Genomic DNA, 2,622 nt, shown 5'->3' with positions numbered 1-2,622 from the left:
CACGTAATACCATTTATGGCTGGTTAAAGCTAAAAGAGAAAACAGGAGAGCTAAACCATCAAGTAAAAGGAACAAAACCAAGAAAGGTTGATAGAGATAGACTTAAAAACTATCTTACTGACAATCCAGACGCTTATTTGACTGAAGTAGCTTCTGAATTCGGATGTCACCCAACTACTATCCACTATGCTCTCAAAGCTATGGGCTACACTCGAAAAAAAAGAACCACACCTACTATGAACAAGACCCAGAAAAAGTAGCTTTATTTCTTAAAAATTTTAATAGTTTAAAGCATCTAGCACCTGTTTATATTGATGAAACAGGATTCGATACTTATTTTTATCGAGAATATGGTCGCTCTTTAAAAGGTCAGTCAATAAGAGGTAAAGTATCTGGAAGAAGATATCAGAGGATTTCTTTGGTTGCAGGGCTAACAAATGGTGAGTTAATCGCTCCAATGACTTACGAAGAGACGATGACGAGCGACTTTTTTGAAGCTTGGTTTCAGAAGTTTCTCTTACCAACCTTAAACAAACCATCAGTTATTATTATGGATAATGCAAGATTCCATAGAATGGGTAAGCTAGAACTCTTGTGTGAAGAGTTTGGGCATAAACTTTTACCTCTTCCTCCCTACTCACCTGAGTACAATCCTATTGAGAAAACATGGGCTCATATCAAAAAGCACCTCAAAAAGGTATTGCCAAGTTGCAATACTTTTTTCGAGGCTCTTTTGTCTTATTCTTGTTTCATTTGACTATAAAATGTAATTGTTCCATATGATTCTTTCTAATGAGTTGTTTTGTCGCTTTTCATTATAGGTCATATGGGACTTTTTTTCTACAACAAAATAGGCTCCATAATATCTATAGGGGATTTACCCACTACAAATATTATAGAGCCTACTTTTTTCGAGGTTTTTGTCCTATTCTTGTTTCAATTGACTATACTTCCTCAAATCATAACACTTCGCTTTAAAGTGTCCAAAGAAGCTCTCAACAGGGGCATTATCAATACATTTACCTACTCTAGACATAGAGCGTGTCATCTGATATAGTTATTTAGTTTTAAAAAAGCACTCTAATGATTCAAAGATATTGGGAACTTCTCTTAATAAATTTGTCACTTTCTTTTTCAAGATAGCCCAAGCCTGCTCAATAGGATTCAAATCTGGTGAATAAGGTGGTAGAGGTAAGAAAAAGTGTCTATCTTGGATGCACAGTTCATCCAAGATGTTCTTGGGATGAAAACTAGCATTGTCCATGACAATGACATGAGTTGTCTTCAAAGCAGGTAGAAGTTGCGTTTTGAACCACTCCACAAAGAAATCGCTCGTCATACTTTCCTTTAAATCATGGGAGCTATAAACACTCCATCTACTTGTCCTACAAAAATTGAAGTCTGCTCAAAACGCCGTCTGCTAATCTTTTCATAGACTTTCTCTCCTCTAGGAACCCGTGCATGAGGACGATAGAGGTAGCGGTCGATTCCTGTTTCGTCAATATATACGACTGGTAAATCTTTTAGATTATCCAAAATATCAAGAAATTCAGCGACTTTCTCTGGATCTTGTTCCTTAAAGCTAGTCGTCTTTTTTTAAAGTGACATTGATCTGCTTTAAAGCTGCCCATACTGAAGGAACAGCACAATCAAAATGTGCCGTAACTTCCCGTAAAAAAGCATCTGGATGAGCCTCTATAAAGGCTTTCAATTCTTCTAAAGGGATCTTCCGCTTTTTGACGACTCGTTTTTTCCGCTCTAAGTGTCCTTGTTCACGTAATCTCTTTTACCATGTGAAGAGAGTTCTGACTCCAACATCAAAAACTTTAGCTGCCTCGACATGGCTGTGCCCCTCTTTGATGTAATCTAATGCTTGTTGTTTAAAATCTGTACTATATGCCATAGCTTTATTATAACATGTATTTTATAAACTAAGCGACTATATTAAAGAGAGGGAGCCAATATTGCCCAGTGCTTTCAAAAAAGACATGTGTGACATGTTTTTCTACCATCCAATCTAAGGCATTGTGAAGAGCTACAGTAGTTGTTCCAAATTTCTTCTGAATTTTCTTTGGTTTATTGCTATCTAGTGGACCATCTAGAATACAACAAACAATGGATTTTTGGTGGACATCAATACCACAACACGTTTCAATCATGACTTCCATTATGAAAACCTCCTGTTAACTATGTGAACAATAGAACAAGAGGCTACTAGTAATTTTATTTTCATGCTCAAGGCATATTCGAGTTATCTCATGACTCTTGTTCATCCAGTTTTACATACAGGCTAGGAAAATCCCTATTAAAGATCACGGATTGGTATTGTTCACCTTCATTATAGGATAAACTTCTTTTTCTGTCACGAGTTAGGCGGCTCTACCTGCTTAGAATTTTTTGGATAAGAAACTTGATCTGCTCTGAGATGTTTTCTATTTCTCACACACTACATGATTGAGAATAGCCTTCTCGTCTTCAAATAGAAATATTTTGATGCTAAATTCGCAAACTAAGTTCCACCGCTATTAGAAGTGGAAGTTAATCTGATAAAAATCCTAAAAACCAGTGGAAATCCGTGTCAGGGTAAGTTCCACTGGTTTTAATAATGCTTGATTTCATCGT

The 2,622-nt window shown here is 36.4% G+C and carries 1 protein-coding gene and 3 pseudogenes; 1 reads left to right on the top strand and 3 read right to left on the bottom strand.

Features of this window, described 5'->3' with window-relative positions:
- A pseudogene (locus QM406_RS09895) lies at positions 1–757 on the top strand (IS630 family transposase); the annotation flags it as partial.
- 174 nt (positions 758–931) lie between these two features.
- Here QM406_RS09895 and QM406_RS09890 read toward each other — a convergent pair.
- From QM406_RS09890 to QM406_RS09880, 3 genes and pseudogenes are all read right to left on the bottom strand, one after another.
- A pseudogene (locus QM406_RS09890) lies at positions 932–1,054 on the bottom strand (IS3 family transposase); the annotation flags it as partial.
- Positions 1,055–1,057: 3 nt separating this feature from the next.
- Positions 1,058–1,903: pseudogene (locus tag QM406_RS09885) on the bottom strand (IS630 family transposase).
- Positions 1,904–1,931: 28 nt separating this feature from the next.
- The gene (locus tag QM406_RS09880) at positions 1,932–2,168 is read right to left on the bottom strand and encodes an IS110 family transposase (protein ID WP_414274116.1); all 237 of its coding nucleotides are present in this window, start codon (positions 2,166–2,168) and stop codon (positions 1,932–1,934) included.
- Positions 2,169–2,622 lie beyond the last annotated feature (454 nt).

Origin of the sequence: Streptococcus infantis (assembly GCF_047465035.1) — a bacterium.
Lineage (GTDB): Bacteria > Bacillota > Bacilli > Lactobacillales > Streptococcaceae > Streptococcus > Streptococcus infantis_T.
This window is presented reverse-complemented; position numbering and strand designations above follow the sequence as displayed.

Excerpts from the sequence above, each read along its gene's own strand:
- QM406_RS09880 (WP_414274116.1), bottom strand. The coding sequence starts at position 2,168 with ATGGAAGTCATGATTGAAACGTGTTGTGGTATTGATGTCCACCAAAAA.